Origin of the sequence: Pseudomonas sp. ChxA, assembly GCF_030263855.1 — a bacterium.
GTDB lineage: Bacteria > Pseudomonadota > Gammaproteobacteria > Pseudomonadales > Pseudomonadaceae > Aquipseudomonas > Aquipseudomonas fluorescens_CB.
Window position 1 is genome coordinate 1,385,179 of sequence record NZ_JARPMK010000002.1, and the last position, 26,453, is coordinate 1,411,631.

Here is a 26,453-nt window from a genome sequence, read left to right on the forward strand (position 1 = left end):
TTTGACTTGCCCAGCACGGCCCACCGCCGCCTGAGTCCCTTCCAAGCTCGCCGCACAACCAACGGTCAAGACCGCTGACCGCTCGCTGCGAGCAGTTCCTTCAAGATCGTTGCCGGGTCGGCCCGCTGTTGCTTGCGGTAGTTGCCGACATGGCGAACGAACAGTGTTGCGCGCGTCACCAGGCTCTTGCCGAGCACTGGCTTGCGATCCAACTCTTCCTTGATCCGTTGAAACTGGGCCTGGATCACCGCATCGGTGTAGCGCGTGCCGGTGGCCAGGTTGTCGATGTAAATCGCTACTGCGCCGTCGAGGGCGCTGCGGCCATTGGTGATGGCCATGTCGAACAGTTGCGCGCTGGCCTCATCCTTGTTGTCTTTGGCCTGCTGGCGACTCTTTTGCAGGTTGGCCAGGCGGATGTTGTAGTTGCTGATGGTCTCGGCCACCAACGCGGCCGACTGGATCAGGTTGCCCGCCGCTTCTTCGCGTTGCTGGGCGATCAGCGAGACGTTGCGTTTCAGCTCTTCGTTGACCAGGCCGAGTTCGGCTTGCAGCTTGGGATCGACGCTGGCGGCGATGATGCTGTCCAGGCGCTTGGTCGGATCCTGGGCGTCATCGATAGCGTCAGTCAGCGAAGCCAGGCGGCCTTCTTTCTGCCACTGGGCGAACAGCTCCTTGTAGCGCGAACGCGGCGCCGACAGCGCACCGATTGCCACGCGAAAACCGGTGGTTTCGTTGCTTTGCTCAGTGCCATCGGCAGCGAACAACGGATACTCACGGCGCATGCCGGTAAACAGCGTGCCCTCGCCTTCCAGGTAGTTGCCGCCCTTGACCACAAAGCCGCCGTAGGTGCCCTGGCGACGTCCGGCATGTACCAGCTGGAACGATTCCTGGACCATTTCCGCCGCGTTGCCGATCACGTCAAACAGGCCGATGGGGTTGGGCAATTTGGTGCCGATGGGCATCAAGCGTGCCGCCTGGCCAGTGCCGCCGGCGACCTGGTTGAACACCGCGTAATCACCCAGCGGGCCGTCGCTGTCGCCGCCCTCAACACGGCGTGGAAACAGGCGCCCTTCCAGCTCCTGACGGCTCACCGCCTGGCCACCGCGTGCGGCGTATTCCCACTCCACTTCGGTGGGCAGGCGCACAAAACCCAGGCCACCGTCTTCGGCCGACGAGCCGCGCCCGCTCACCGGCAGCAACTCACGGTGGTATTTCATCAGCCAGGCGCTGTACACCGCCGAGAAACGTTCAACTTCGAAACGCGACAGTTTTACCTTGGGCAAACGCGCGGCCATGCCAGTCGGTGCATCACACGCAGGTGCCGGTTCGCCGCTGGCCAGCGACTGTGCCTGGGACATCACCTGCGCATACTGGCGGGCAGTCACTTCGTACTTGCCGATGAAATACAACATCGGCTTGAGCGGAGTTTTGGCGTCGGTTTTCGGCATTAATGGCGCGATGACTGTGTTCCAGTCTTTGGGCAAATCCTTGAGCGTGAACTGGCCGTTGATAAAGTCGCGGCGGTAGCCGGAAATAAACGATTGCTGATAACCCGCCTCGCCTTCGGCAAAGGGGTAACCGAGGCTGATCTCGCGGTCATCCAGCGTGCCTTGGGCCAGCACGTAGGCGTAGCGGAACACCATGTTGCCTTCGCAGGGCAGCGGCAGGCTCACGTCATCGGGCAACGGTTTAGGGTTATCGAGTTTGTCACTCGCCTCATCGGCCCACGCCAGCGAAGCCAAGCTCAGCGCCATGGCGGCGCCCAGTAACTTATACATCTCTGATTCCTTCAGAAGCCTGGACCCGCGTCACTCGCCAACCACCACAGGCCGCCGCCACGGCGCTGACGCCGAGGATTGCAACCAGGGCCAGGCCGTAGTGACGCGCCAGCAGGTGACTGGCGTATTCGCCCGGCACCTGCACAAATAATTTATTCAAAGCTGCCTCGGCCAGGCCATACAGCCCGGCGCTGAGCACGGCGGCAAACCCTGCGCTGTACAGCGCCTGCAACACCACAAACAACAACAGTGCGCCGGTGGAAAACCCCAGCAGGCGCAACACCGACAATTCCCGCCGCTTGCGTGCAACCGCCGCCAGCGCCCCAGCGAGGATCGCTGCAAACGCCCCGGCCAAGGCCAACCCGGCAATAATCCAGAACACCAACGATAGGTTGCGGCTCAACGACTGCACTTGGGCAATGGTCTGTGCCTGAGTCGACACCAACAGATTCTGCCCGGCGAAATACACCCGCAGCGGCTCCACATCAGTAAGGTTGCGTGCGTAAAGACGAAACGCCGGGTACACACGCTGCTCGTTCAACCCGACCTCATCCCCGTCCCAGCCCAACACCGGCACGGCACGGCCATCGCGGTAATCTTCCGCCGCTTCCAGCAAGCCCAAATCAGCAAACAAGCCGTCACGGGCGAAGGCTTCCAACGGCAGCACCGCCAGCACTTGCAGGCGTGTGCTGCGGGCTTCGACGCGCCCCGCTACTTGTCGTGCAAAGCGGGTTTCCAGCCAATCCCCAGGCCGCGCCGCGAGCTTTTCGGCGGCGGTGTGGCTCAGCACGATCTGGTCCAGGCCCTTGGGCATCGGCAAACCGCTGAGCAATGGATCACCCGCCGCCGTCGGCAGCATTTCCAACGTCAGCGTACCCACCTGCGCAGTCGCCGCAATTTGCCGGGTGCGCGGCACGGCAAACCCCACATCGCTGCGCTGGCCAAGCTGCTGGATAAATTCGCGGCTGAATCGGCCACCGCCCAATGGGATAATTTCACGGGTGGCCGGGTCGGTCTCCAAGCGTTCGGTCAAACTGCCAACCAGTCCAAATTTCAGGCCGAATAACACCAGCAGCGGCGCGATCACCGCCACCAGCGCCAGCACCGAACAGGCCGACAGCCAGGCGTCATTGCGGTAATCCTGCCAAGCCAGCGACGCCACCAAACGGATGCGCATCAGCACACCTCCCCGAGCGTGGCCGTGACGCCACCGTCAGGGTCACGACGGCAACCGATGCGCCGTACCTGCAAGCCGCTGGCGCGGGCCAAGGGTTCGTCATGGGTGGCGATCACGCAGGCGGCACGCTGTTCGCGGGCCTGGGCCAGCAGCGCCTGCATCACGCGCTCGGCATTCAGCGGGTCCAGCGACGCGGTCGGCTCATCCGCCAGCACCAGCTGCGGCGCGTGGGCCAGGGCACGCGCGCAACTCACGCGCTGGCGTTGGCCTACCGACAAGTCCGCCGGTTTCTTCGCCAACTGGTCACTGATCTCCAGCTGTTGGGCCAGGCGCGCCACGCTGCCGTCATCTTTCAACCCCAGCAATTGCCGCGACAAGGCAATATTGCTGCGCACATCGAGAAAACCCAGCAGGCCGCCGGTTTGCAACACATAACCCAAGTGCTGGCGGCGCAGCGCAGCCAGAGTCGATTGCTGATCGGCACGCCACAACCCGCCGATGTCGGCCTGGTGAAATTCAAACTGTCCAACTTGATCCGGCGCCAACACCAGCGCCAGCAGATCCAGCAAGGTGCTTTTGCCGCAACCACTGGGCCCGACAATCGCCAGTTGCTCACCGGCACGCAGCTGCAAAGCCGGAATCACCAGGCTGTAACGCTGGCTGCCCGTGCCCCGGCTTTTGTGCACCGCGCTCAAGTTCAGCATTACGGCAGCGTCGACAACGGCACGCGGTACAACGCATCGCCCGGCTCGGCATCGCCGAAACGGACCCAGTTGGCCACGTCATTGTGAAAGGTTTCGTAGAGGCGGATTTTCGAATCCAGCTCGTCGATAAAGTCTTCCTGCTCGGCCACGCTCAGCGACAACCACAAGTCCTGGGTCATGTTCAGCGATTTGCTGCGATATGGCAGGCCCTCCAGGTACTCGCCGAGCAAGCCGCCATCAGCCAGGTTGCCGCCCTTGCGCAGGGCCTGCGGGTCACGGCTCATATAGGCCGAGGCGCTGGCAATTTCCTGGAAGAAGTCCTTCGGCGAGGTTTGGGTTTTACGCGCGGCATCCACGATCAGTTTCAGCGATTGCTGCAGGTCGTTTAGCTGCAATTTTGTGAGCATCACGCACACCTGGAACGCCGGCAGCGCCGGATTGGTCAGGTCACGGTCGGCGGTCCAGGCGCTGACCAGCTGCGGCGCCTGGCTTGCGGTTTTGCGGCCAAGGAAGTCCATGTGCATGGCGTAGCCGACCGCCGCAGATTTGTCCGCCAGGCTCGGCGCGGCGCTCAGCAATGGCACCGGTTGCGGGGTGTCGCTGCGTACCTGGTGCACCAGATTGGCGAACACCGTGCCAATCTCATCGACGCGCTCACCCAGCTTGTGCACATCCCCACCGGGCACCGGCGTGTAAAGGTCGCCGATCTGCGGGTTGGCGTCGGCGGTGAGCACGCGGTACTGGGTTTCGGCACCGGCGTGGGTTTTCTTGCCGGCATCGGTGCGCAGGTGCAGGGCATAAATCTTGATCTGCTTACCGAGTGCCGCCTGACGCACTTCGGCTTCGTTCATCTGAGTCGTTGCGAACGGGTCGTTTTTGCGCAGTGCGCCAGCGTCAGTGACCAGCAGAATGATGCGCCCGCCATAGCCGGACCAGTCCATACCATCGACCGCCTGCATCACCCCGGCAAATGCATCTTCGTTGAACGAATGGCTGGACACCGTGGACGCTTTGACCTGGCGCGCCATGTCGAGGAAGCGCTGCGGGTCGCGGCCCTGGTCAAGGGTGATAAGCGTCTTGGCGACGTATTCCAAACCGGGGGTTTTCTTGATGCTGTTGCGAAAGCCGACCAGCCCGAAGCTCACGCTATCAAGCTCGCCGCGCTCGGCGATGCGGGTTTGCAGTTCATGCACCACATCGCGAACCTGATCAATGTAGGGCTGCATCGAAACCGTCGTGTCGACCACCAACACCACGGCCGTGCGGAAAGCGTCTGCAGCGACCGCTTTGGTGGCCGGCTTGGCCGCCGCGCTGCCTGGGTCAATGGACGCCACATTGAGCAACTGCACCGGCTGGCCGTTTTCGTCGAAGCTCTCTTTGGAATCAAAAATCGGCAGCAGGTAAAACTGGTTTTGCGGCACAGCGCTGGCCATCGGCTCAATCGCCAGCACCTGTTGATTGTCATCGCTGTTCTTCTGCGCCTTGGCCAGCACGTTTTTGGCGGCGGCAGGATCAGCCAACAGCTTTTCCACCTGCGCCGATTGGCGCAGGAACATCACCGGCGCCCGGCCCGAGCGCTCGGTGAACTTGAGCACCAGGCTTTGCTTCCAGTCGCTGACTTGAGCGGCGGGCAACCACCCATCGCTGCGCCCATCGGTTGCAGCGCCGACACGCACCCACGGGCTGCCGTCGAGGTCTTTGCGCTGGTAAAGATAGAGCACCGAAAACGCCGGCAGGGCTTCGCCTGCTGCACCACCGGCATCATGGGACAGCTTGGCGCCCGGCTTGCTGAGGACGCGCTGGAACAAGGTTTTTTTACCGGCCATCAGCAACGGCCGCTGACCGCCATCCGCCTCGGCCACCACCGGCGTTACCGCTGGCGGCGGTGTGGTCTTAGGCACCACGGCGACAGGCGGTTTAGCAGGTTCATCGCTGCCGCTCAGCCACCAGTAACTGGCGCCGCCGATGGCCAGCGCAACCGCCACGGCTACAGCCGCCAGCGCCAACACAGGCCCACGGCGCTGCTCGGACACAGCGCGGTGTTGCGTTGGCGTCACCACCGGCTGACGCACCGGTTGCGGCTGGGGTTTTTCGGTCGGAATCTCGATGGATACTGGCGTCATTCCGGCCAAGTCAAAACTCAGCGGAATCGGCAACGGCCGCACCAGCGTGGCTTCCGGCGAATCTGCGGGCAGTTGGTCCAGCGCGCGCAGCAGCGCCGCCGCGTCCGGAAAACGCTCGGCCGGGTCTTTGGCCAACAGCTTGCGCAGCACGTCCTGATAACGCCCGTGGTGCACCGGCAATTCCGGCAACGGCTCGGTCAGATGCGCCAACGCCGTCGAAAGCGCATCGGTGCCGTTGTACGGCAGCTTGCCGACGAGGATTTCGTAGAGCACCACGCCCAACGCATACAGGTCGGCGCGGCCATCGATTTCCTGGCCACGCGCCTGCTCCGGGCTCATGTAGCTCGGCGTGCCCACGGCAAAACCGGCTTGAGTGAACTGGGTGCGATCGTCCAGGGACTTGGCAATGCCGAAGTCCGACAGCACGGCGGTGCCGTCAGCGCGAAACAGGATATTCGCCGGTTTGACGTCGCGGTGCACCAAACCCTGTGCATGCGCATAGCCCAACGCCGAAGCAATCTGGCGGATCAGCGTTACGCCCTGCTCCGGCGTCAGGCCGGCGGCAATGCGCTCTTTGAGCGTGCCGTTGGGCAGGTATTCCATGGCCATGTAGTACAGCTCACCGACATTGCCGATGTCATGGATGGTCACCGTGTGCGGGTGCGACAGGCGCGCCAGGGTCTTGCCCTCACGCAGGAAACGCTCGCAAAAACTCGGGTCGGCCGCCAGCGCCGCCGCCATCACCTTCAAGGCCACCTTGCGCTCCAGCGAGCGCTGGGTCGCCAGGTACACGCTGGCCATGGCGCCTTCGCCGATCTCGCCTTCGATGTCGTAGCCCGGGATCACAATGTTCATGGCGAGACCTTCACGACAATGGCAGTGATATTGTCCGGCGCGCCACGGTTGAGCCCCAGGTGCACCAGGCTGCGCACGATTTCGTCCGGCGCGTCGTGGCTCAGCACTTCACGAATTTCATAATCTTCGACGGTCTTGTTCAGGCCATCGCTGCACAGCAGGTAGCTGTCGCCGGGAGCGATCAACAGGTCAGCCACCGCCACTTCCAGTTGGGCTTCCACGCCCACCGCGCGGGTGACGATGTTGGCGCGAGGGTGCACGCGCGCATCGGCTTCGCTGAGCAGGCCGCTGTCTTGCAGGTCTTGCACGTAGCTGTGATCGCGGGAAATGCTGTCCAACTGCCCCTCGCGCAGGCGGTACAGGCGACTGTCGCCGGCCCATAAACACACGCCACGCAGGCCACGTGCGGCGAGCACCACTACGGTACTGCCCATCATGGTCACGCCACGGTTGGCGGTTTCTTCACGCACGCTGGCGTTGATGCGGATCAGGTCATTGCGCAGGGCCGCCGAGTATTCATCCAGAGAGCGCCCCACCGGCACATTGCGCAGGCTGTCGACGATCAGGCTGCTGACGTAATCGCCGGCCGCATGCCCGCCCATGCCATCGGCTACCACCCACAGGCGGTTTTCCGGCAGGTCCAGGCACGCGTCTTCATTGACTTGGCGCACCATGCCCACATGGCTCTTGCTCGCGGATTTAAACGTCGCCCCCATCTACACCACACCTTCTTGTCCGAGCAAAAACTGCGCAAAATCGCCGGCAGCCGGCAAACCCTGGCACCGCAATAAACCTGGGGAAATACGTTCTGAACCACGGCCCCACCACAGGCTGGCGCCTTCACAGGCCTGCTCGGCCAGTGCGGTCATGCGGCTGTGTGGCACGGTGGCGGCGACGCGTTGCAGGCCCGCAAAACGGCTGTCTACCGCGCGCAGTTCGCTGGCCGGGATGCCCAGGCTGTCGACGCCATCGTTGAAGCCTTCAAACGTAGCGCCAGCCTCCAGCGTGCTGAGCAACAACTCTTCAGCCTGCTCAAACCAAGCGTCCGGCCCGCCCACCAATGACGCCGGGTTAGTGTCGTGATCCAGCAACGCCACCACCGCCAACGGGAAATAGCGCCCGACCCGATCAATGCTCGGCATCACCACGCCTGCCGCCGCGTCCGGCCCGCATACGCCCGGCGCCAACACAAAACGCCACAACGGGCTGACCAGATAGACGTTGAGCCAATCGCCGCCCAGGCTGCTCTGGCTGGCGAGCAAACCTGCGGCCAGCCAGCTGTCCCACGGGCCGATAAAACTCTGCGGCAAGGCGCGGCTGACAAAGTCACCGCGGCTGGCCAACTTGCCGTAGAAGCCCAGCGTGGTCATAACCGCTCCGGCAGGCTGAAGCCACTGAGTACGCGGCTCTTGAACGGGTTGAAGGCGCTGTTGGCGCGCAACTCGTAGGCGATGCTCGCGCCATCGACCCGCAGGCGCAGGTTGAAGCGGTCCGGCGAGTTACCAGCGCTCAGGTCCGATTGCTCCAGCAGACGGAACCACGCCCAAGGGCCGTCCAGCGTCACTCCGGAACGGCCACTGGCTGACGGCGGCATGATCGAAATACGCACTACGCCGATGCTGCCGGGGTTGGGCCATTGCATCGCTACCGGTCGGCTGGGGCCGTGGTCGTAGCTCAGTTGCTGGCCGTCGAGGTCGAGCAGGAACTGGGTGATGCTCGGGTCCATCGACACCGGCTTGAGCTCGAAACGCACGATCGGCTGGGTGCCCCCCGATCTAAAGAACGCGTCACGAATAGCCGCCGCACGCTGGAAGGTTTGCAGCACGCCCGGCGCAATCCCAAGCTTCTGCGCCGCGCCCGGCTGCCAGCGCCAGGTCTGTGCGGACGTATCTACGTAAGGCTGCAGGTATTTGCGGAAGTAGTTATCCATCACCCCGCCCACACCAAAGAACTGGCCGAAATCATCCAAGGTGGCATCGCGCGCGCTGCCCGGCGACATCGGATAACGCCCCGCCAGAGACTGGCGATACACGTTGACCACTTCACTCACCCACGCCGCATTCAGTTGGTTACGCACTCCGCCCATCATGCTGTTGGTGGTAGAGTTGACCACCGACTTGACCATGCCCTGCACCAGCGGCGGCTGGCGTTCGGCATTCAAGCTGACCCGCGTGGCCGCAGCCGCCGCCTGGTTCTTGGCCTCGCCGAGCAACGCGTCGCCACTGGCGCCGACCATGGCGCTGACTTGCACATACAGCGCGTTCATGTCCGCCAACAGGCCGTCGATGGCCGCCGGTTCGCCTTCGTTTTTGCTGACGATGCTGTTGAGTTCGGCAAAGTGCGCGGTCACCGGATCGTCCGCCGCTTGGGGTGCATCAGCGCTCGGTTGTTCCTGGCCCAGCAAGCTACCCAGGCGCTCCTTGAGTTTGTCGACACCGCCTTCCACCGGCACGCCTTTGGCGGCCAATTGGCGTTCTTCAGCTTGCAGATCAGTCTCTTTGGCCACGGCTACCAGCAGTTTTTTCAGCGGCGAGGTCGGGCCGGAAATCACCCGCAGCACATCAGCAGCCTGGGCCACGCTGGTGATTGGCACAAAGTCGATGTCTGCAAGCAACGCATCCCACTGGCGCTGGTAGTCCTGGAAGTACAAGCGGCGCACATCGGCGGCCAGGCTCACTACGTTCTGCTGATCGGCTTGCTCACGGCCCAACACCCATTGTTCTTCCGCGAGCGTGCCAGTCTGGTTCAGGCTGCTGAGCAGGAACGCCTGACGATAGCCTTTGGCAGTGAAGAACCCACTCAACGGCTCGCCCAACGGCTTGCCGCTTTTACGGCTGAACACCAGCGCAGCGTCACGGCCGGCGGCTTCGTTGAGGCGAAAGTCCGGAATGCCCTCGGGCAGTTTCTGGCGTTTGACCCGGTCGTAAACACGCTGTGCAACCGGCAGTTGTTGCAACTGGCGACGCAGGTCGTCGATCAAGCGTGGATCAAGACGCGCATTGGGCGGGTGGCGGTCGAACAGCGCCTGCAAGTGCCCGGTCAACGCCTGGCGCTGATCGGCCGGCAGGTCTCGTGGCAGGTTGCGGTCCCAGTCCAGGGCGATCCAGGCCTTGATGAAATCGGGGTCGTAATGCTCGTTATCGGCGAGCATCAGGTAGGCCTTGAGGCCCTCGTAGAGGAAGTCGGACGTGCCGCCGCCGTGCAGTTGTTCTTCGATGCGCGTCACGAGTCGCGGCGCGAACACGGCGATCAACAGCTTGCGGTAGACGCTGGCGGATTCGGCTTCGAGCATGTCGCCCTGATACAGGCCCAAGCCTTCAGACCAACTCGGCGAATCACCCGCAAGGCTCTTCACCGCGTTGAGCAGGGGCAACACCGCCAGCACTTCGCGCTGCGCCGGGCTGAGGTTCTGTACGGCCTGGCCCAGCGGCGCGACCTTCTGATCAACCTGGGCGATATAGGCCTGGTTGGCGCGATAACTTACCCACCACAGGCCACTGACCACCACCACCAAGGCGACGGTAGCTGCCAGCACACCGCGTGCAACCCACTTGCGGCGACGCTCGACTTTGGGGTTAACACCCACCAACCCGCGCTCGGCAAACGCTACGGCAGTGAAGAGTTTCTCGATGAAATAACTGCGCCCGGTGCCGCTCTGTCGCGCCAGGTGCTGGCGGTCCAGGTTCATGCTCTGGGCCATGGCGCCGATCAGGCGATCAATCGGGCTGCCTTCCTGAGTGCCGCTGGTGAAATACACGCCGCGCAGCAACACCCGCTCTTCGAAGGCATTGGGTTTGAACACACCTTCGAGAAAGCTTTGCAGGCAATCTTTCAACGCGCCGAACTGCTGCGGGAAGCCGTAGATCAGGTCGCGCCGCGCCGGGTCGCGCTCCTGTTGCAGGCGCTCCACCAGCCGTTCGTTAAGGCGCTGCTCAAGACCGGCAAACTCGCTTTGCAGATGGGCCAATGGGCTGTCGCTGTTTTTGCCGTCGTCCAGGGCGAAGGTCATGCCCCACACCTGGGCGCGATCTTCCTTGCTCAGGTTGTCGAAAAACTCCATGAAGCCCGGCACCAGGTCGAGCTTGGTCAGCATCAAGTAGATCGGGAAACGCACGCCCAGTTGGGTGTACAGCTCCTGGATCCGCAGGCGAATCGCGGCCGCGTGGGCGGCGCGTTCGGCATCCGTACCGAGCAGCAGATCCGAGAGGCTGATGGCGATAAACGCACCATCAATCGGGCGACGCGAACGCTGCTTTTTGAGCAGGTCGAGAAAGCCCAGCCACGCGGCTTTATCCACTGTGGAGTTGCTGTCCTGGGTGGTGTAGCGGCCAGCGGTATCGAGCAAAACGGCCTGGTCGGTAAACCACCAATCACAGTTACGCGTACCGCCAACGCCACGCACGGCACCGGCGCCCAACTGGGCAGCCAGTGGAAAGTGCAGGCCGGAATTGACCAGCGCGGTGGTCTTGCCCGAACCCGGCGGGCCGATGATTACGTACCACGGCAGCTCATAGAGATTGCGGCGCTCATCACCGCCGAGCTTGGCCTTTTTCAACAATGCCAGGGCTTCGTCCATGCGCTGGCGCAGGGCCGACAACTCTTCGGCAGTGGCGACGCTATTGGGGTCGGCCGGGGTTTCGGCGGCGAGGCTGCGCATTACTTCGGCGGCCTGGCGGCGCGCCTGGATAATGCGCACTACGCGGTAGGCGATCCACAGCGCAAACACCAGGATGATCAGCGCCCAGCGCCGCCCTTCCGGCATCAGCACATCGAGCAACGGCCCCACAAACCAGATGATCAGGCTCAGGGCAATCAGGCCCAGTACGGGGATCACCCAGCGAATCATAAAACTGAAAAACGCCTTCACTCGACGCCCTCCGCCAATACGGTGATTTCAACCCGACGATTACGGGCACGGCCTTCGGCAGTAGCGTTGGTCGCCACCGGCTCGGTGTCGCTGCGGCCTTCGGCATTGAAGCGATCCGCCTGGCCGGTCTTGGCCGCGAGGATGTCCAGCACCGACTTGGCGCGTGCTTCGGACAGCGCCCAGTTGGACGGGAAACGCAGCGTGGCAATCGGGCGATTGTCGCTATGGCCGGTGACGCGCACCTGACCCTTGACCTTGCGGATGGCGTCAGCGATGCGCAGCATCAGCGGCTCGAAGTCATCGCGGATGCTGGAGCTGGCAGACGCGAACAGCTCATCGCCGCGAATCGTCACCACGGAACGGTCGACCTTGTCTTCCACCGCCACGCGGCCCGCCTTGATGTCTTCCACCAGGAAGCCGGCCAGACGCGGCCGCTCGATGACTTTAGGTTGCGCCACCGGGCGGTCGATGGCCTGCACCGGAATCTCGCCCAGGGCATGAATATTCTTGAACACCGGTTCCGCATCCGACGCCAGCTTCATGCGCAAGCCAAACAGCAATGCCAGCAGCAACGCCAGGCCGATGGCCACGGCGATCCACGGCGGCATGAATTGCGCCAGGCGATCACGCGCCACCGTCACACCGCGCCAATGCGGCGAGAGTTCGCGCTCATGCTCGCCACGCGCACTGCGAATCGCTGCGGCGGTGCGTTCACGCAAGGCTTCCAACTGGCTGCGACCGTCGTTCATCACGCGGTAGCGGCCCTCAAAACCCAGGCACATGCACAGGTACAGCAGTTCCAGCAGGTACAACCGTTCGCGCGGGCTTTGCAGGCAATGGTCGAGCAACTGGAAGACTTTTTCGCCGCCCCAGGCTTCGTTGTGCACGGTGATCAACAAGCTCTGCTTGCCCCAGTCGCTGGCACTGCCCCACGGCGTGCTGAGCACGGCTTCATCGAGCGCCGTGCACAGCGCGTAACGCGCCAGCAGCACTTCATTGCGCGCCACACCGGCGGCTTCGGCGCGTTCTTCGAACTGGCGCAGGTAGGCCAGCAACTGCGCACGCAGGCTGGCCGGCGCTGGGTGGGCGATGGTACTGCGCAGGCGCGTCAACAATGCCAGCAACGGCCCGGCGGCGCTTTCCAGCGGGTTGAGGCCTTGGCTTTTGCCAGTGAGGATCGGCGCGGCCGGCATCGACAAAGGCGCCGATTCCGCACGCGCAGGTGCAGGCTCCCGGCCACCCGGGCGCGGCATGAACTGGGTGCGGTCATCATCATTGGGATGCATCGCGGATTATCCTCGGATCGCCCAAAAGGCCAGGTTCAAGCCCGGGAACTGCCCGGCGATATGGAAGGCAAACCCGCCGGAGTTGTTCAGTTGCTGCCAGTGCTCGCTGCCACGGTCCAACTCGTAATAGGTGCTGCCTGCGTGGTAAGGGATCTGGCGTGGCGCAACCGGCAACGGCAGCAGGCCGATGCCTGGCAGTTGCAGGTTGACCATGTCGCGGATGTGCTCCACCGAGCCGACTTTGCTCTGCTGGCCGAAGCGAGCGCGCAGGGTTTCGCCGGGCACGTCGGCGCGCACCACGAGGATGAAACTGGCGCTGTCGAGCAGGGTTTTGTCGGCGAGCATGGCCACGTGGATGCCGTAGGCTTTTTCCACAATCGGGATCGGCGTGGCTTTGCTGTCGATCAGCATTGACAGTGCTTCACGCAACGCCGCCACCACCGGGGCGAAGCTCAGGGACAGGTCGTCGTGCTGGTATTGCGGGTATTCCTGAGGGCGACGGCCTGAGGTTGAAAAGGTCGAAAACTCACCGGCCAGGCTCACCAGTTCGCTGAAGAACCGCTCTGGGTGCAACGGGCTCAACTGGCTCAAATGCTGGATCAGCGGCTGTGCCCGGTTGACCAATTGCAGCAGCATGAAGTCGGCAATTTCCGACGCACCACCCGCACCCGAGGCGACCACGCGACCCGCCAAGGCTTCGCCGCGCTGGTGCAGCAGGCCGAGCAATTCGCTGCGAAAGGCGCTCAGCGGTTTGCTCGCGGCCACGTCCAGCACCGGTGGGATATACGTGTCGTCGAGTACCAGCGCGCGGTCGGCGCGTTTTTCCTTGATGCGCACCAAGCCGATGGCGGCGTAGTCACTGATGCCATCCTGTGCGGTCAACAGGCGCAACGCCCGGGAGCCCACGGCCACTGGCGCGCGGTTTTCAAACGGGGCGTTGTCGTCGCGCACTTCGCGCACCTGGCTGACGTAGCGCGCGGCTTCCAGCGCTTCACCTTCATCCACCGTGTCTCGCGCACCGGCGCGCTTGAGCGGCAAGGCCAGGTACACCAGGCCATCGCGCAGGCTGTCGTCGATGTTCAGCGGGCTCGGCGCCAGGTCGTCCTGGGGGATATTGAACGGCGTGCCGTCGGGCAACAGGCCCCGCGCCGACACGATCGCCAGCTTGCCCTGGGCCAGCAGGCCCTGGTCGATCAGCAACTCGGAAAAGCCCCAGGCACCGGCGGACAACGGGCGGCTGCGCGCGTCGATGAGATTTTCCAGGTAACGGTCATGCTGCTGGAAGTGCTGCGTTCCGATGAACATGCCTTCCGACCAGACCACGCGATTGTTCCAGGACATGGGGACTCCGAGGGTTTCTTATTGGGCAGGGCTGGATGGGGGAACCACGACGTCGGCGCGCACGGCGCGCACATCGAGGCTGATCTGGTATTCGGTGTATTGGCGCGCCGGAACGGTGAGCACCGTGCGCCATTGCGCGCGGTCCAGTTCGCGGTAGCCCACCAGCAAGCCGATCTGGCGTGTGGCTGGGTCAAGGTCGCGCTGGATGCTCAGTTGCTGGCCGGGTTGGATCATCACTTCATCCTGGTCCAGCAGGTCCAGACCAAGGGTCGATTGCGCGCGGTCAGCCAAGGCGAAGTAATCGGAGCGACTGAAGGTGGCGGCGTTTTTCAGCTCAAAAATGCGCACCCGTACCGGCGCGGCCTGGCCGTTGGCGCCGGGGTTCAGCCCGGCAATGGCGTGAAAGTGCAGCTCGACGGCGGCAGTGCCTGCTTGCGCCTCAGCGGCAACCTCGGGTTTGACCGCGTCCTTGGCACACGCCGTCAGCAACAGCGCGGTGGCGGCTGCGAGTAAAAACCTGGGAATCATCCTGCGTCCTCAATGACGTACTTAGCTATCCGTTTTATCCATTGTTGCGGCGCGTTTTAGCGTCGCTGTCGTGCGCTGTGTTCTTCGTAAGCCCGGCTGAATTCGCGACCGAACAGGTCCTGGAAATCTTCCTGGGCCTCACGGGAAATATTGCTGTAGAGCTCAGTGAACTGCTGCCAGTACTGCGCCTGGCGCGAGCCGTTGAACAGGCTCGACAGCCCGGCGGGCTTGCCCATGCGTTCTTCCAGCTGTGCCGGTTCAAAACGCGTGAGCAGGTGTTTGATTGCCGCTTCCACACCGGCCATCACCGCCAGTTGGTGGGCGCGCAGGTCGTCGAAACTGTCGCGCACGGCAACGTCCGGCGCCATAAACGCTTGGTTTCCATGACGAAGCAGCAGCAGTAAGGCTTCGTCAGCATTCGGGGCAAATTTCAACGGGTTGTTTTCAGCCGGCTGGATCATGGTCTGCTGCATGCGGAACTCGCCCTTGAGGCTGGCGCGGGCACGCAGCACATCGATCAGCCCTTCGACCATAAGGCGGTAACTGCGGCCGATGCTTTCCATTTGTGCTTCGGCTTGAGCCTTGTCGAGGCGCAATTGGTCCAGCCCGGCGCCGCGCAGGAAGGCTTGCAGCAGGTCGGGCTGTTGGGAGGTGTCTGGGGTAACTGGCTGGATAACCGGCGCAGGTGGCGGCTCGAGAGGCGCGACTGGCTGGGGAGTCGCGACGACCGGCGCGGGCATGTCGCCGAACAAATCCCAGTCTTCGGGAATCACCGAGCCCGACACGATGGGCTTTTCGACCACGGGCACCACGACCGGCGTAGGCGGACGAAAATCGTGCTGCTCGCTGGGTACGTGGTCCGCCACGGTGGGCGGCGGTACGGTGGTCGGGGTGAGGAAGTCGAACAGGTCGGGCAGCGTGTCCATCGACGACGCGCCCTGAAACTGCGGCGCGATCACAGGCACTGGTGCGGGCTTGTTCGCCACCGCGCCCATCAGCGCTTCAAAACTGTTCGGCGAATCGCCAGTGAATGGCTGGCTATCAAGCGCTTGCACGTTGAAATCGATACGCGCCTGGATCTCGTAATCGCCGATGCGGATCAACTCGCCATCTTGCAACGGCTCGCTGTTCCCTCTACGCATTCGGATACCGGCGTTAACCAACTCCACTCCGTTTGTACTGTTATCGGTTAGATAGTAACGGCCATCTTTGTATTGGATAACGCAATGTTGCGAGGAGACTAACCGCTCTGGGTCGGGCAATACCCAGTCATTGTCGGAACTGCGGCCAATAGCCATCACGCCCTGATTCATGGACTTTTCAGGGCATTGACCAGGGGTGATCTTGTGATAACTAGTGATAGTCAAACACAGCGACATCTTGCCTCCTTGCTGATACATCGCGCGCGGTCTATTCCAAGGGAGAGCGCTTCCCGTAAGCACCCTGCCAAGTCGTGCAAACGACCGTAAAATCTGCTTTTGTCAGCATGATTGCTGATCTTAACCGGCTTCTGTGACAAAAACCCTGTCCTGGGCCGCCGTCAGACCCGTCAGTCGCGCAGTGTGTTAAACACCGCACATCTGTCACAGAGGGCGAATAGCTTACCTTGACAACGCGTAACTACTACACCAAAAATGCACAACTTCTTGAACATAAGTGATGGCACTATAGTGGCGCGCTGAGTATATGACCAAGAAAACATGCAAAGTTCATTGCGTAACTAATGCATGCGTTGCCCGCCATCTAACGGGCTGATAAGGAGATCGAATCAAGTGGATGTGCCGTTGCTGCTCGCCGCCGTTTCCGCGACTTCGCCCTGTGGCGAAGACATGGAATATGACGCGCAATTCCTTCAACTGGAACGTGACGCCAAGGGCCAACCCGAGCGCAGCATGGGCGACTCGATCCTGCCCGCCGAACCACCGCAATGGCGCAGCATCCAGCAGCAAAGCCTCGACTTGTTGCAACGCAGCAAAGACCTGCGTATCACCCATTTCCTGTTGCAAAGCTCCCTCGCCCTCCAGGGTGTGGCCGGGCTTGCCGAAGTCCTTACGCTGATCAACGCGCTGCTGCGCGAATACTGGGCCGAGCTGTACCCGCGCCTGGATGCCGACGACGATAACGACCCCACGGTGCGCATCAACGCCCTGTCTGGTTTGACCAGCGAGGCGACCATCCGCCTGCTACGCGAAAGCATCCTCACGCGCTCACGCACGTTCGGGCCGGTGAGCCTGCGCGCTGCGCTCAACGCCAGCGGCTTGTTGAACTTCCCGGATGAACAACTCGGCGCCCAGCAACTCAACGCCGCGTTCCTCGACAGCGACCCCGAGCAGCTGCAAGCCACCCGCGACGCCTTGAGTGCCGCGCGCGCCGCCTGCGAAGCCATCGAACAACAGGTCAGCGACCAGGTCGGCTCGGCCCAGGGCGTGGACCTGAGCCTGTTGAAGCAACCGCTCAAGCAGGCGTTGCAGATCCTCAATCAAGCCGTACCCGACCCTGCAGGCAGCAGCGAACCCGAGGCCGTCAGTGAAGACAATGCCCCCTCGGTCGATTTCGCCGCAGCCACCGCAGCACCGCGCCCAACGGGCGACATCGCCACCCGCGATGACGTGCTGCGCAGCCTCGACAAGATCCTTGCGTACTACACCCGGCACGAGCCTTCGAGCCCGCTGCCGGTGCTGTTGAACCGGGCGAAGCATCTGGTGCACGCCGACTTTGCGGCCATCGTGCGCAATCTGATCCCCGACGGCATGTCCCAATTTGAAAACCTGCGCGGCCCGGAAGGCGAGTAAGCCGCCGGACTGTGCAGTAACAACACCGTCGCTCAAGCGACCAGGAGCAGCAACGTGGCGAAGCAAAGTTCTCAGAAATTCATCGCGCGCAACCGTGCGCCTCGAGTGCAGATCGAGTACGACGTCGAGCTTTACGGCGCCGAGAAAAAGGTCCAGCTGCCCTTCGTAATGGGCGTGATGGCCGACCTCGCCGGCAAGCCTGCCGAGCCGCTGGCGCCTGTGGCTGATCGCAAGTTCCTTGAGGTGGACGTCGACAACTTCGACTCGCGCCTCAAGGCCATGCAGCCACGCGTGGCGTTCCACGTACCGAATGAGCTGACCGGCGAAGGCAACCTGAGCCTGGACATCACCTTCGAAAGCATGGACGACTTCAGCCCCGCCGCCGTGGCCCGCAAAGTCGATTCGCTCAAGCAACTGCTCGAAGCCCGCACCCAACTGGCCAACCTGCTGACCTACATGGACGGCAAGACTGGCGCCGAAGAAATCATCATGAAGGCGATCAAGGACCCGGCACTGCTACAGGCACTTGCCAGCGCGCCTAAGCCAGCAGGGGATCAGTAATCATGACCGACAATACCGCCCGCGAAGGCAGCCAGATCCTGGGTGCTACCGAAGAAGCCAGCGAGTTCGCCAACCTGCTGCTGCAAGAATTCAAACCCAAGACCGAGCGTGCCCGCGAAGCCGTGGAAACCGCTGTGCGCACCCTGGCCGAACAGGCTCTGGCGCAGACGGACCTGGTTTCCAATGACGCGATCAAGTCGATCGAATCGATCATCGCCGCCATCGACGCCAAGCTCACCGCACAGGTCAACCAGATCATCCATCACCCGGATTTCCAGCAGCTGGAAAGCGCCTGGCGTGGCCTGCACTACCTGGTCAACAACACCGAGAGCGACGAGCAGCTGAAGATTCGCGTGCTCAATATCGCCAAACCTGAACTGCACAAGACCCTGAAGAAATTCAAGGGCACGGCGTGGGACCAGAGCCCGATCTTCAAGAAGATGTACGAAGAAGAATACGGCCAGTTCGGCGGCGAACCTTACGGCTGTCTGGTCGGCGATTACTACTTCGACCAGTCGCCACCGGACGTCGAGCTGCTGGGCGAGTTGTCGAAAGTCTGCGCCGCCATGCACGCCCCGTTCATCGCTGCGGCCTCGCCCACCGTGATGGGCATGGGTTCGTGGCAGGAACTGTCGAACCCGCGCGACCTGACCAAGATCTTCACCACACCGGAATACGCCGGCTGGCGCTCGCTGCGTGAATCGGAAGACTCGCGCTACATCGGCCTGACCATGCCGCGTTTCCTGGCGCGCCTGCCGTATGGCGCCAAGACCGACCCGGTGGAAGCCTTCGCCTTCGAAGAAAACACCGACGGCGCCGACAGCTCCAAGTACACCTGGGCCAACGCCGCCTACGCGATGGCGGTGAACATCAACCGTTCGTTCAAGCACTACGGCTGGTGCTCGCGCATCCGTGGCGTGGAGTCCGGCGGTGAAGTGGAAAACCTGCCAGCTCACACGTTCCCCACCGATGACGGTGGCGTGGACATGAAGTGCCCGACCGAAATCGCCATCAGCGACCGCCGTGAAGCGGAGCTGGCGAAGAACGGTTTCATGCCGCTGCTGCACAAGAAAAACACCGACTTCGCTGCGTTCATCGGCGCCCAGTCGTTGCAAAAACCAGCCGAATACGACGACCCGGACGCCACCGCCAACGCCAACCTGGCCGCGCGCCTGCCGTACCTGTTCGCCACCTGCCGTTTCGCGCATTACTTGAAGTGCATCGTGCGCGACAAGATCGGCTCCTTCAAAGAGAAGGACGAGATGCAGCGCTGGTTGCAGGACTGGATCCTCAACTACGTCGACGGCGACCCTGCGCACTCCACCGAAACCACCAAGGCCCAACACCCGTTGGCCGCCGCCGAGGTGATCGTGGAAGACGTCGAAGGCAACCCGGGTTACTACAACTCCAAGTTCTACCTGCGCCCGCACTACCAGCTCGAAGGGCTGACGGTGTCGTTGCGCCTGGTATCGAAGCTGCCTTCGGCAAAAAGCGCCTAACTAATGGTAGGACCGGCTCTTCTGTGGGAGCCGGGCTTGCCCGCGATGCAGGCACCTCGGTTTGTCAGTCAGACCGCAGTGATGCAATCGCAGGCAAGCCAGCTCCCACAGAACAGCATTGCCCCTTTGGGCATCACCAAATTCAGTGGCCCGTGCCACACAGGGAGAAAACATGGCTGTTGATATTTTCATCAAGATCGGCGACATCAAGGGCGAGTCCATGGACAAGGCCCACAAGGACGAAATCGACGTGCTGAACTGGAGCTGGGGCATGGCCCAGTCCGGCAACATGCATGTGGGCGGTGGCGGTGGCGCGGGCAAGGTGAATATCCAGGACCTGTCGCTGACCAAGTACGTCGACAAGGCTTCGCCCAACCTGATGATGCACTGCGCCAGCGGCAAGCACATCGACAAGGTCAAGCTGACCGTGCGCAAGGCCGGCGGCGAAAGCCAGGTCGAGTACATGGTGATCAACCTGGAAGAAGTGCTGGTTACGTCCCTGAGCACCGGCGGCTCGGGCACCGATGATCGCCTGACCGAAAACGTCACCCTCAACTTTGCCCAGGTGATGGTCGACTACCAACCGCAGAAAGCCGACGGCACCAAAGACGGCGGCGCGATCAAGTTTGGCTGGAACATCCGTTCCAACACCAAGCGCTGATAGCCCTGGCGGCCGCAGCACCTGGCTGCGGCCCCTGGCACCTTGTCCCTCTCTTAGCCCGTCCGTGGAGCTGCTTTGGTGGTAACTGAAATCGCTTCCCGCGACCGTCTGCAACCGTCCCTGCTGGACCGGCTGACCGATGACGACCCGACCAATCCCAAGGAAAGCGCCGATAAACGCGTGCTGTCCCTGAGCCAATTAAAAGCCTCGGTGCTGCGTGACCTGGCGTGGTTGCTTAACACCACGTCGCTACTCGACGCCGATGCTACGTTGCACACCCAAGCCGGTACTTCGGTGGTCAATTACGGCCTGCCGGCGCTGGCGGGCAATAGCGTTTCCAGTGTGGACATCAAAGCCCTGGAAGCCTTGATCTACCAAGCCATCGCCACCTTTGAACCACGTATTTTACGCCACACGCTGCGCGTCAAAGCCCGCGTGGGCCATGGCGAGATGAACCACAACGCGTTGAGTTTCGAGATCGAAGGCGACCTGTGGGCGCAGCCGGTGCCGTTGCGCCTGCTGCTGCAAACCGACCTCGACCTGGAGTCCGGGCATGTGCGTGTCGTCAATGCCGACCAGCGGAGGCGCCCATGAACCCGCGCCTGCTGGAGCTGTATAACCAGGAACTGCACCACGTGCGCGAAAGCGCCGCCGAGTTCGCCAAGGAATACCCGAAGATCGCCAGTCGGCTGACCCTGTCCGGCATGGACTGCGCCGACCCGTACGTCGAGCGCTTGCTCGAAGGCTTTGCCTACCTGACTGCCCGGGTGCAGCTCAAGCTCGACGCCGAGTACCCGACCTTCACCCATAACCTGCTGGAAATCGCCTACCCGCACTACCTCGCGCCCACGCCGTCGATGACCGTGGTGCAATTGCAGACCGACCCCGACGAAGGCTCGCTGGCCAGCGGTTTCCCGTTGCCGCGCGACACCGTGCTGCGCGCCGCACTGGGCCGCGAAACCCAGACCTGCTGCGAGTACCGCACCGCGCACCCGGTGACGCTGTGGCCGTTGCAAGTCAGTAATGCTGAGTACTTCGGCAACCCAGCCGCTGTGCTGGGACGCCTGGCCGCCAGCGAGCCGAAAGCCAAAGCCGGTCTGCGCCTGACTCTGCGCACCGGCGCCGAACTACCCTTCAACAGCCTCGACCTCGACAGCCTGCCGCTGTACCTCAGCGGTGCCGATGAGCAGCCGTTTCGGCTCTACGAACAATTACTCGGCAATGCCTGCGCCGTGTTTGCCCGCAAACCTGGTGGTGATTGGGTCGAGCGCCTGCCGCAAGACGCGTTGCGCTCCCGCGGTTTTGACGACGCCGATGCGGCCATGCCGGTGGTGACCCGTGCGTTTCAGGGTTATCGACTATTGCAGGAATACTTCGCCCTGCCCCACCGTTTCCTGTTCGTTGAATTCGCGCAACTGAGCCGCGCGGTCAAACGCTGCGACGGCCAGGAGTTGGAGCTGATCGTGCTGTTCGACCGTCACGAGCCGAGCCTGGAAGGCAGCGTCGGCGCGGCGCAGTTCATGCCATTCTGCACGCCGGCGATCAACTTGTTTCCCAAACGCGTGGACCGCATTCACCTGTCGGACCGCGTCAACGAACACCATGTCATCGCCGACCGCACGCGGCCGATGGATTTCGAGATTCACTCGCTGAGCGGCATCACCGGCCATGGCACTGGGCCGGAGCAGCCGTTCCTGCCGTTCTATGCGGTGCGCGATCCATCGCGTTATGGCCGCGACCAGGCCTACTACACCCTGCGCCGTGAACCTCGGGTGTTGTCCAGCGACCAACGCCGTAACGGCCCGCGCTCGACCTATGTGGGCAGCGAAACTTTCGTCAGCCTGGTCGACAGCCAGCAAGCGCCGTACCGCCATGACCTGCGCCAGCTCGGCGTGACTGCGCTGTGCACCAATCGCGATCTGCCGCTGTTTATGAGCGTGGGCAACGGCAAGACCGACTTCACATTGGCCGACAGCGCCCCAGTATTGTCGGTGCGTTGCGTCGCCGGGCCGAGTCGTCCGCGTGCCAGCCATGCCCATGACGCCAAAGCGTGGCGCCTGATCAGCCAGCTGTCGCTTAACTACCTGTCGCTGAGCGAACAAGGCCAGGGCGCTGGCGCCTTGCGTGAACTGCTGCGCCTGTACGGCGACAGCAATGATGCGGCGCTGCAATTGCAGATCGAAGGCCTGCGCGAAGTCAGCAGCAAAGCCGTGACCCGGCGCCTGCCGATGCCCGGCCCCATCGTATTTGGGCGAGGCCTGGAAATCACCCTGGAATTCGATGAAAACGCGTTTCGCGGCACCGGCGTGTTCCTGCTCGGTGCGGTGCTGGAACGCTTCCTGGCACGTTACGTGTCGATCAACAGCTTTACCGAGACGGTGATCCGTACCACCGAACGCGGCGAGATCATGCGATGGAAAGCCAAGCCCGGGCGACGTCCGACCCTGTGAACACACTGGATGCAATGCATCAGGAGCCCTGGGAATACGATTTCTTCCAGGCGCTGCGGCGCATCGAGTGCGAATCGCCAGAGCTGCCGCGCCTGGGCCATTCCCTGCGCCTGGCCGATGACCCGCTACGCCTTGGCCAGCAGGCCGATTGCACCTTCGCCCCGGCCACACTGGCCTCGGTCGACCCTGGCGGCGACGGCAAACCGGCGCGGCTGGAGCAGTTCTTTTTCGGCCTCGGCGGCCCCAACGGCCCGCTGCCGCTGCATATCACCGAATACGTGCGCGAACGCCAGCGCAACAACGCCGACAGCACCAGCAAACAGTTTTTGGATGTGTTCCACCATCGCCTGCTCAGCCTGTTTTACCGGGCCTGGGCCGAGGCGCGGCCGACCGTCAGCCACGACCGCCCGGGTGATGACTACTGGTCCGCGCGCCTCGCAGCGCTGAGTGGCCGAGGCATGCCGAGCCTGCTGAATCAGGGGCTGATTGCGGATACCGCGAAGCTGCATTACAGCGGCCACCTGTCGGCGCAAACCCGCTACCCGGACGGCTTGAAGGCCATTCTCAGCGAGTACTTCGGCCTGCCGGTAGCCATCGAAGAATACGTCGGCCAGTGGCTGGAACTGCCGGAACGCAGCCGCGTGAGTGTCAGCGCCAACCAGTTGGGCGTGGACTTTTGCCTGGGCCGCCATGTGTGGGACCGCCAGCATAAATTCCGCATCCGCTTAGGCCCGCTCAAGCTGGCCGATTACATGGGCATGCTGCCCGGCAGCCAGCCGTTCAACGAGCTGGTGGCGTGGGTGGCCGAGTACCTGGGCCATGAACTGGACTGGGACTTGAACCTGGTTTTGCAACAACCCGAAGTCCCAAAGCTGCAACTTAATGGCCAATTCCGCCTGGGTTTCAACACCTGGCTTGGCCAACCCAAACATGACGCCAACGACCTAATCCTGGCCCGGCATTACGCCGACCACGCCACCACCTCAAGGAATCCAGAGCATGGGTGAAATCAGTCGCGCCGCACTGTTCGGCAAACTCAACAGCGTGGCCTACAAGGCCATCGAAGCCGCCACCGTGTTCTGCAAACTGCGGGGCAACCCGTATGTGGAACTGGCCCACTGGTTTCACCAATTGCTGCAACTGCAGGACTCGGACCTGCACCGCATCATCCGTCAGTTCAACGTGGAGCCGGCACGCCTGGCCCGTGACCTGACCGAAGCGCTGGACCGCCTGCCGCGTGGTTCGACGTCGATCACCGACTTGTCGTCGCATGTGGAAGAAGCCGTAGAGCGCGGCTGGGTCTATGGCAGCCTGATGTTCGGCGAAAGCCAGGTGCGTACCGGCTACCTGGTGCTGGGCATTCTGAAAACACCGAGCCTGCGCCATGCGCTGCTGGGCTTGTCACCTGAGTTCGACAAGATCAAGGCCGAAGCCCTGAGCGAGCGTTTTGACGAATACGTCGGCGATTCGCCAGAGAATGCGCTGAGTGCCAGCGATGGCTTCAATGCCGGTGCCGTGCCGGGCGAAGCCAGCGGCGCGATGGCACCCAGTGCGATGGGCAAGCAGGAAGCGCTCAAGCGTTTTACCGTCGACCTGACTGAACAAGCGCGCAGCGGCAAGCTCGACCCGATCGTGGGGCGTGATGAAGAGATCCGCCAACTGGTCGATATCCTGATGCGTCGGCGCCAGAACAATCCGATCCTCACCGGTGAAGCGGGTGTGGGCAAAACCGCCGTCGTTGAAGGGTTCGCCCTGCGCATCGTCGCCGGTGACGTGCCGCCTGCGCTCAAGGATGTGGAGTTGCGCAGCCTCGACGTCGGCCTGCTGCAAGCCGGTGCCAGCATGAAAGGCGAGTTCGAACAGCGCCTGCGCCAGGTCATCGAAGACGTGCAGGCTTCGCCCAAGCCGATCATTCTGTTTATCGACGAAGCCCACACCCTGGTAGGTGCCGGTGGCGCCGCCGGGACTGGCGACGCCGCCAACCTGCTCAAGCCTGCGCTGGCCCGTGGCACCTTGCGTACCGTGGCCGCCACGACCTGGGCCGAGTACAAAAAACACATCGAGAAAGACCCGGCCCTGACCCGCCGCTTCCAGGTGGTGCAGGTGGCCGAGCCGTCGGAAGACAAAGCGCTGCTGATGATGCGCGGCGTGGCCTCGACCATGGAAAAACACCATCAGGTGCAAATCCTCGATGAAGCGCTGGAAGCCTCGGTGAAGCTGTCGCACCGCTACATCCCCGCGCGACAGTTGCCGGACAAGTCCGTCAGTTTGCTCGATACCGCCTGTGCTCGCGTCGCCATCAGCCTGCATGCCGTGCCGGCCGAAGTGGACGACAGCCGCCGTCGTATCGAAGCGCTGGAAACCGAGCTGCAAATCATCGCCCGTGAGCATGCCATCGGCATCGCCATCGGTGCGCGTCAAACCCATAGCGAAGCCTTGCTGAGCGCCGAGCGCGAACGCCTGGCAACGCTGGAAAGCCGCTGGGCCGAAGAAAAAACCCTGGTAGATGAGCTATTGGCAACTCGCGCGACCTTGCGTGAAAAGGCTGGCGTGGTAGACAGCGGCAACGATGAACTGCGTGCGCAATTGGTCGACCTGCAACAACGCCTCACCGCCCTGCAAGGCGAAACCCCGCTGATCTTGCCGACCGTGGACTACCAGGCCGTGGCCTCGGTGGTCGCCGACTGGACCGGCATTCCGGTGGGCCGCATGGCGCGCAACGAGCTGGAGACGGTGCTCAACCTCGACCAGCACCTGAAGAAACGCATCATCGGCCAGGACCATGCCTTGCAGATGATCGCCAAGCGCATCCAGACCTCCCGCGCCGGGCTCGACAACCCAAGCAAGCCGATTGGCGTGTTCATGCTCGCCGGCACCTCGGGTGTGGGCAAAACCGAAACCGCACTGGCCCTGGCCGAAGCCATGTACGGCGGTGAGCAGAACGTCATCACCATCAACATGAGCGAGTTCCAGGAAGCCCACACCGTGTCCACACTCAAAGGCGCGCCACCGGGTTATATCGGCTACGGCGAAGGCGGCGTGCTGACCGAAGCGGTACGGCGTAAACCCTACAGCGTGGTGCTGCTGGACGAAGTGGAAAAAGCCCACCCGGATGTACACGAGATCTTCTTTCAGGTGTTCGACAAGGGCGTGATGGAGGACGGCGAAGGCCGCGTGATCGACTTCAAGAACACCCTGATCCTGCTGACCACCAACGCCGGCACCGAACTGATTTCCCAGGTGTGCAAAGACCCGGCGAACCTCCCCGAGCCGGAAGAAATTGCCAAGGCTTTGCGCCAACCGCTGCTGGAGATTTTCCCGCCGGCACTGCTGGGCCGCTTGGTGACGATTCCGTATTACCCGCTGAGCGATGAGATGCTCAAGGCGATTACCCGCCTGCAACTGGGCCGCATCAAAAAGCGCGTGGAGAATACCCACAAAGTTGCTTTCGATTACGACGACGCGGTGGTCGATTTGATCGTCTCGCGCTGCACCGAAACCGAAAGTGGCGGGCGCATGATCGACACCATTCTCACCAACAGCCTGCTGCCGGACATGAGCCGTGAGTTTCTTACGCGCATGCTCGAAGGCAAGGCACTGGCGGGTGTGCGTATCAGCAGCCGGGATAATGAATTGCACTACGACTTCAGCGATTGACCTGACGAAACGCAATTCAACTGTGGGAGTGGGCTTGTGTGGGAGCCGGGCTTGCCCGCGATGCAGGCACCTCGGTATGTCAGTTACAACGCGGTGATGCTATCGCAGGCAAGCCAGCTCCCACACAAGCCAGCTCCCACATGTGGATTCGGTTTCTTCAGTGACTAAGGTACT

At 62.6% G+C, this 26,453-nt stretch carries 19 protein-coding genes; 8 read left to right on the forward strand and 11 right to left on the reverse strand.

What is annotated here, in order from left to right; all coding sequences use genetic code 11:
- Positions 1-65: 65 nt before the first annotated feature.
- The 11 genes from P5706_RS32185 to tagH are packed head-to-tail and all read right to left on the reverse strand — an operon-like array spanning position 66 to position 16,038.
- Positions 66-1,778 (reverse strand): formylglycine-generating enzyme family protein, encoded by a 1,713-nt coding sequence (locus tag P5706_RS32185; RefSeq protein ID WP_285684469.1) that lies wholly within the window; start codon positions 1,776-1,778, stop codon positions 66-68.
- Positions 1,771-2,955, reverse strand: coding sequence for an ABC transporter permease family protein (locus tag P5706_RS32190; RefSeq protein WP_285684471.1), 1,185 nt, complete (start codon positions 2,953-2,955; stop codon positions 1,771-1,773). The genes P5706_RS32185 and P5706_RS32190 overlap by 8 nt, the downstream gene beginning before the upstream one ends.
- A complete protein-coding gene (locus tag P5706_RS32195) occupies positions 2,955-3,659 on the reverse strand; it encodes an ABC transporter ATP-binding protein (RefSeq protein ID WP_200432361.1) in 705 nt (234 codons plus the stop codon). Before P5706_RS32195 ends, P5706_RS32190 begins: the two co-directional genes overlap by 1 nt.
- Complete coding sequence (locus P5706_RS32200; RefSeq protein ID WP_285684474.1) at positions 3,659-6,637, reverse strand: serine/threonine-protein kinase; 2,979 nt, start codon at positions 6,635-6,637, stop codon at positions 3,659-3,661. The genes P5706_RS32195 and P5706_RS32200 overlap by 1 nt, the downstream gene beginning before the upstream one ends.
- The gene (locus tag P5706_RS32205; protein WP_200432359.1) at positions 6,634-7,353 is read right to left on the reverse strand and encodes a PP2C family protein-serine/threonine phosphatase; all 720 of its coding nucleotides are present in this window, start codon (positions 7,351-7,353) and stop codon (positions 6,634-6,636) included. The genes P5706_RS32200 and P5706_RS32205 overlap by 4 nt, the downstream gene beginning before the upstream one ends.
- Entirely contained in the window at positions 7,354-8,007 is a 654-nt protein-coding gene (gene tagF, locus P5706_RS32210) for a type VI secretion system-associated protein TagF (protein ID WP_285684476.1), read from the reverse strand.
- Entirely contained in the window at positions 8,004-11,504 is a 3,501-nt protein-coding gene (gene tssM, locus P5706_RS32215; RefSeq protein WP_285684478.1) for a type VI secretion system membrane subunit TssM, read from the reverse strand. The genes tagF and tssM overlap by 4 nt, the downstream gene beginning before the upstream one ends.
- Positions 11,501-12,790, reverse strand: coding sequence for a DotU family type VI secretion system protein (locus tag P5706_RS32220; RefSeq protein ID WP_285684480.1), 1,290 nt, complete (start codon positions 12,788-12,790; stop codon positions 11,501-11,503). The genes tssM and P5706_RS32220 overlap by 4 nt, the downstream gene beginning before the upstream one ends.
- A 6-nt stretch (positions 12,791-12,796) precedes the next feature.
- Entirely contained in the window at positions 12,797-14,131 is a 1,335-nt protein-coding gene (tssK, locus tag P5706_RS32225) for a type VI secretion system baseplate subunit TssK (protein ID WP_285684482.1), read from the reverse strand.
- 18 nt (positions 14,132-14,149) lie between these two features.
- The gene (gene tssJ / locus P5706_RS32230) at positions 14,150-14,659 is read right to left on the reverse strand and encodes a type VI secretion system lipoprotein TssJ (RefSeq protein ID WP_200432354.1); all 510 of its coding nucleotides are present in this window, start codon (positions 14,657-14,659) and stop codon (positions 14,150-14,152) included.
- A 56-nt stretch (positions 14,660-14,715) separates the two neighbouring features.
- On the reverse strand, positions 14,716-16,038 hold the full coding sequence (gene tagH / locus P5706_RS32235) for a type VI secretion system-associated FHA domain protein TagH (protein ID WP_285684485.1): 1,323 nt from the start codon (positions 16,036-16,038) through the stop codon (positions 14,716-14,718).
- Between the two features lie 393 nt (positions 16,039-16,431).
- Here tagH and tssA point away from each other — a divergent pair, with 393 nt between their 5' ends.
- The 8 genes from tssA to tssH all read left to right on the forward strand — a co-directional run bounded on the left by tssA (position 16,432) and on the right by tssH (position 26,279).
- Positions 16,432-17,451: a type VI secretion system protein TssA gene (gene tssA, locus P5706_RS32240; RefSeq protein ID WP_285684487.1), complete on the forward strand. Its 1,020-nt coding sequence runs from the start codon at positions 16,432-16,434 to the stop codon at positions 17,449-17,451.
- A 54-nt stretch (positions 17,452-17,505) separates the two neighbouring features.
- Positions 17,506-18,012 (forward strand): type VI secretion system contractile sheath small subunit, encoded by a 507-nt coding sequence (gene tssB, locus P5706_RS32245; protein WP_017135823.1) that lies wholly within the window; start codon positions 17,506-17,508, stop codon positions 18,010-18,012.
- Positions 18,013-18,014: 2 nt separating this feature from the next.
- Positions 18,015-19,511, forward strand: a complete 1,497-nt coding sequence (gene tssC / locus P5706_RS32250) for a type VI secretion system contractile sheath large subunit (RefSeq protein WP_017135822.1) — start codon at positions 18,015-18,017, stop codon at positions 19,509-19,511.
- 172 nt (positions 19,512-19,683) lie between these two features.
- The gene (locus P5706_RS32255; RefSeq protein WP_005792512.1) at positions 19,684-20,172 is read left to right on the forward strand and encodes an Hcp family type VI secretion system effector; all 489 of its coding nucleotides are present in this window, start codon (positions 19,684-19,686) and stop codon (positions 20,170-20,172) included.
- A 78-nt stretch (positions 20,173-20,250) separates the two neighbouring features.
- On the forward strand, positions 20,251-20,766 hold the full coding sequence (gene tssE / locus P5706_RS32260) for a type VI secretion system baseplate subunit TssE (protein ID WP_200432351.1): 516 nt from the start codon (positions 20,251-20,253) through the stop codon (positions 20,764-20,766).
- Entirely contained in the window at positions 20,763-22,622 is a 1,860-nt protein-coding gene (gene tssF / locus P5706_RS32265) for a type VI secretion system baseplate subunit TssF (protein ID WP_285684490.1), read from the forward strand. Before tssE ends, tssF begins: the two co-directional genes overlap by 4 nt.
- Positions 22,586-23,629 carry a type VI secretion system baseplate subunit TssG gene (tssG, locus tag P5706_RS32270; RefSeq protein WP_285684491.1) on the forward strand — a complete coding sequence of 348 codons (1,044 nt, stop codon included), beginning with the start codon at positions 22,586-22,588 and terminating at the stop codon, positions 23,627-23,629. The genes tssF and tssG overlap by 37 nt, the downstream gene beginning before the upstream one ends.
- Positions 23,622-26,279, forward strand: a complete 2,658-nt coding sequence (gene tssH / locus P5706_RS32275) for a type VI secretion system ATPase TssH (RefSeq protein ID WP_285684493.1) — start codon at positions 23,622-23,624, stop codon at positions 26,277-26,279. The genes tssG and tssH overlap by 8 nt, the downstream gene beginning before the upstream one ends.
- The last annotated feature ends 174 nt before the right edge of the window (positions 26,280-26,453 follow it).